The 4,601-nt window shown below is 66.2% G+C and carries 5 protein-coding genes; 3 read left to right on the plus strand and 2 right to left on the minus strand.

Annotated elements, in window-relative coordinates; translation table 11 throughout:
- The coding region (locus LQR33_RS23740) for an ATP-binding cassette domain-containing protein (protein ID WP_231470702.1) at nt 1–355 on the minus strand (355 nt) is incomplete at its 3' end.
- 423 nt (nt 356–778) lie between these two features.
- Nucleotides 779–2,587, minus strand: a complete 1,809-nt coding sequence (locus LQR33_RS23745; RefSeq protein WP_231178701.1) for a GGDEF domain-containing protein — start codon at nt 2,585–2,587, stop codon at nt 779–781.
- Between the two features lie 162 nt (nt 2,588–2,749).
- On the opposite strand from LQR33_RS23745, the gene LQR33_RS23750 reads away from it, so the two are divergent.
- The 3 genes from LQR33_RS23750 to LQR33_RS23760 form a co-directional block, all read left to right on the plus strand.
- The gene (locus tag LQR33_RS23750) at nt 2,750–3,538 is read left to right on the plus strand and encodes an alpha/beta fold hydrolase (protein ID WP_221668875.1); all 789 of its coding nucleotides are present in this window, start codon (nt 2,750–2,752) and stop codon (nt 3,536–3,538) included.
- 32 nt (nt 3,539–3,570) lie between these two features.
- Nucleotides 3,571–4,362 carry an enoyl-CoA hydratase-related protein gene (locus LQR33_RS23755; protein ID WP_231470703.1) on the plus strand — a complete coding sequence of 264 codons (792 nt, stop codon included), beginning with the start codon at nt 3,571–3,573 and terminating at the stop codon, nt 4,360–4,362.
- A gap of 62 nt (nt 4,363–4,424) precedes the next feature.
- Nucleotides 4,425–4,601: exonuclease domain-containing protein (locus LQR33_RS23760; RefSeq protein WP_269326325.1), on the plus strand; the 177-nt coding region annotated here is incomplete at its 3' end.

Raw genomic sequence — 4,601 nt, forward strand, 5'->3', positions numbered from 1 at the left:
TGTGCGGGAACAGCGCGTAGTTCTGGAACATCATGTTGACCGGCCGTTCGTACGGCTGCAGGCCCTGCATGTCCTGTCCATCCAGAATGATGCGGCCGGAGGTCGGCGTTTCCATCCCCGCCAGCATGCGCAGCAGCGTGGATTTGCCGCAGCCGGAGCTGCCCAGCAAGGCGAAGATCTCGTTCCTGCGGATGTCGAGGTCGATATGGTCCACCGCCAGGTGGTCGCCGAACTTCTTCACCACGCCGCTTATCCTCAGGTACGGCGGCTCGCTCCCTGCGGCGGCGACGCCCGCCGGGGCCGCGTTGGCGATGGGGCTGGCTGCTTGCTTGCTGGCCGCGATGGCTTCCGACATGTTCCCACTCCCTCCGACTGCGGCGCCCTGCCGGCGCCGCTTGCTGTTTTGGACGCTTGAGACACGCGGCGGACAAATCCGTCCGCCTCTTGGCGCCGCCGGCACGCTTACAGCATGGCAAAGCGCTGCCGGCATTGCCGGGAAAGATGGAGCGATGAAAGGGGAAGGACGCGGGCCTGCGGCAAGACTGTCCTCACACTCCCCTGCCGCGGTGCGGGCGGCTGCCGGCGTCTGATGCGCCAGTCGTGGACACAGCCTATGCCATGTTTAAGAAATTTGACAAGCGGGGATCGCAAGATTGATCGCGCTAGAACGATCGTCTGTGGCTTGCGCGCCTCAGCAAGAAAAATGCCGCGCTGCGGCAAGCCAGCGTTTAAGACATCAAACACTTGAAGAGGAAATCGAGGCCAACTCCCTGCGTGCTCAACGGCCGCAAGCGCAGCAGGACGACGCGCCCGGCTGGCGCCGTTCGACGAACAGGCTGTTGCCGGGCAGCTTCTTCGCCTGCTTCTTGGCTTCCGCCGTCGCCGCGCCGATTTCGTGGTGGCTCAAGTACTGGCCCGCCCTCACCCGCACCACGCCCAACGACAGCGTGGTCAGCGGCAGGAACACCGGCTCGCCGTTGCGCGAAGCCACCTCGAAACCGCCGGCGGCGCGGTGGGCGTCGGAAAAATGCTGCGCCGCCAGTTCGCCGAAGCGCTCCAGCATCCGCCGCAGCCGGCATTCCCAGTCTTCAGACTGCATCAGCGCGACGAAATCGTCGCCGCCGACATGGCCGACGAAGTCGCGCTCCTGGTCCACACACTCCAGCAGCAGATGGGCAACCAGCTCGATCAGGGCATCGCCGGCCGCGTAGCCGTACAAATCGTTGAAGGGTTTGAAATGGTCCAGATCGGCGTACACCACCACGACCGGCGTCCGCATCTCCAGCAGCCGGTCTATGGTCTCGTTGATCGGCACATTGCCGGGCAGGCCGGTCAGCGGATTGGCGTAACGCGCGGCGGACAGCTGCAGCTCGGTGATCTTGCGCATCAGCGCGAAGCCGGTGCCCATGCCAAGGTAGCGGCCGTTCTCGGCGATGATGAAGCCGTCCACCAGATAGCGCTGCTCGGCCGCCACCACCAGGCTGGACAGCTCGTGCACGGTCAGATCGGCGCTGACCACCAGCGGCTGCTTGTCCATCATCAGCTGGCAAGGCTTCTTGCCGTACAGCTCGCGGTTGAACGGCTTGGCGAAGCTTTCCAGCAGATGGTGGCGGCGCAGCAGGCCCACCGGCACGCCGTCCTGCACCACCGGGATGGCGAAGCAGGCCGGATCGTCGGCGAAGCGGCGGTAGGCGGTTTCGTTCGGCACCCCGGCCTCCAGCGGCTCCACCTCCAGCAGCAGATCGCGCGCCAGCGGCTGGTTGCGCAGGCCGTGGCGGCGGCCGCCGAACCACGGCAGCGCGGCCGCCTGCAGCGGAATCTCGCGCGGCGGGGCCGCCTGCGGCCGGGCCAGCAGATAGCCCTGGCCGTAACGCACGCCCAGCCGGCACAACGTGCGCAGCTCGGCCGCGGACTCTATCCCTTCCGCCACCAGCAGCGCGCCGGACTGGCGGGCGATGTCCGCCATTGAGCGCACGAACTGCTCTTTCAAGGGATCGAGATGGATGTTCTGCACGAAATGCTTGTCCAGCTTGACGAAGTCCGGCCTCAGCTCCGACCACAGTCTGAGGTTGGAAAAGCCCTCGCCCAGATCGTCCAGCGCGATGCGCAGGCCATCGCCGCGATGCCGAGTGGTCATCTCGCGCAAGGGCAGGTAGCCGCCATTGGGGCGGGTTTCGGTCAACTCCAGGATCACCCGCTTGGGGTCCAGGCCGATGCGAGCCAGGAAGGACTGCAGCGCGCCGGGGCGGGACTCCTCGGCCAGCAACGTTTCGGGATTGATGTTGACGAACAGCAGGCCGGGCAGGTCCAGCTCGGCGAAGCGTTCGGCGCAGGCGCGCAGGCAGGCCAAATCCAGCGTCAGCAGCATCCGGCAGCGCTCCGCCGCCTCGAACAGCATCATCGGCGAGTGCAGCGTGCTGTCGGACGGGCCGCGTATCAGCCCTTCGTAGCCCAGGATGCTGCCCGCCTCCAGATCGACGATGGGCTGGAACACCGGCTGAAGCCGGCGCTGGCCTATGATCTGCTCCAGTTCCCGGCACCACCCCGCCATGCCCGCCGGCGGGGATGGCTCGACGCAAGTTTGCATATTTCTCGACCGACTGCCTGAATTCCGCTCAACCTGGATAATCTACCGACAATAAATGTCATCGACATTACACTGGCGATTTGCGCCCGCCATCTGTTCAGCCGGGCGCGCCCGGTTCTAGAATGAATAAGCACGACACCGCCCAGGACAGGAGCGCCCGCCATGCCGTACGCCCAGCTAGCCGGACATCAGATCTATTACGAGGAGAGCGGCCACGGCAGCCAGCCGCTGCTGCTGCTGAACGGCATCACCATGTCCACCGTCGGCTGGACGCTGATGATGCCGCTGCTGGAGCCGCATTTCCGGGTGATCCGCATGGACTTCCTCGGCCAGGGTCAGAGCGAGCATCCGCCGGGCGAACTCTACGCGCTGGCCGATCAGGCCGACCTGGCCGACGCGCTGCTGGACTGGCTGCAACTGCCACAGGTATACGCGGCGGGCCTGTCCTACGGCGGCATGGTGGCGCAGCATCTGGCGCACCGCCATCCGAACCGGCTGAACCGCCTGCTGCTGGCCGGCACGCTGGCCTGGGCCGATACCGTCAACCACCACATCGGCGACAGCTGGATCGCCGCCAACAACCAGGGCGGCCTGGACCTGCGTTACCAGATCAGCGTGCCCTGGCTGTTTTCCAGCCGCTTTCTCGCCGGCAACGCCGCGATGCTGGACGATCTGAAGCTGCTAGCGGGCATGGTGGACTGGGACGCCGTGATCCGGCTGATCAACGGCGTCCGCCAGCACGACGCCCGCACCTGGCTGCCTCAATTGCAACTCCCGGTGCATATACTGGTCGGAGACGAAGACCGGCTGACGCCGCTGTACCAGGCGCGGCTGCTGCAGGAACTGATACCGGGCGCGGAGCTGGAGGTGCTGCCCGGCGCCGCACACGTGCTGCACATCGAGGCGGTGGAAGCCTTTGCCCGCGCCATCGTCCGCTTCCGCCAGGGCTGAGGCGGCCAACCATTCTTAAGACAGGGGGAAACATGATGAGCACCGACGCCGTAACGCTGAACGTGGATAAACGCGGCATCGCCACCGTCGCGCTGAACCGCCCGAGCCTGCACAACGCGCTGGACGATGAAACCATCAGCCTCCTAGCCGCCACGCTGGAAACGCTGGCCGAGGACGCCACGGTGCGCATGGTGGTGCTGACCGGCAGCGGCATCAGCTTCTCAGCCGGCCATGATCCGGAGTGGCTGCGGCGGCTGTCGCAGTTCTCCGCCAACGAGCTCAACCGCTACGCGCAGCAGATCGCGCGGCTGCTGCACACGCTGGACACCCTGCCCCAGCCCACGCTGGCCAAGGTCCAGGGCTCGGCCTTCGGCCTCGGCGTGGCCATGGTCGCCTGTTGCGACATCGCCATCAGCGTATCCGAAGCGCTGTACAGCCTGGCCGACGTCAAATTCGGCCAGATTCCCGCGCTCACCGCGCCCTACCTGATCCGCTCCATCGGCGAGCGCGCCACCCGCCGCTACAGCATCACCGCCGAGCGCTTCAACGCCGGCAAGGCCAAACGGCTGGGCTTGGTCCATCAGGTGGTGGAAAACGACGAGCTGGACGCCGCGGTGGAGCACATGGCGAGCCAGGTGCTGCTGAACAGCCCGGCGGCGATGCGCGCCACCAAGCACCTGATCGGCGAGATCGGCAAGCAGGAAATCACGCCCCAAGTGATGCAGCGCTGCATCGAGCACAGCCTGACCGTGCGGATGAGCGACGAAGGACGCGAAGGCATACGCGCGCTGATCGAGATGCGCAAACCCGGCTGGATGGACTAGAGGCTGGCCCGGCGGGCGGCGGCGGTGCGACAATAGCCGCATTTACCGCTTCCGCCGCCACCATGTCCAATCACACATTCTTCTGGCACGACTACGAAACCTTCGGCGCCGTGCCGCGCCAGGACCGGCCGTCCCAGTTCGCCGGCATCCGCACCGACGCCGAGCTGAACGAGATCGGCGAGCCGGTGATGCTGTACTGCCGCCCCTCTCCCGACTACCTGCCCACGCTGCAGGCCTGC

The sequence above is a fragment of the Chromobacterium piscinae genome, from assembly GCF_021129175.1.
In the GTDB taxonomy this organism is placed as follows: Bacteria; Pseudomonadota; Gammaproteobacteria; order Burkholderiales; family Chromobacteriaceae; genus Chromobacterium; species Chromobacterium piscinae.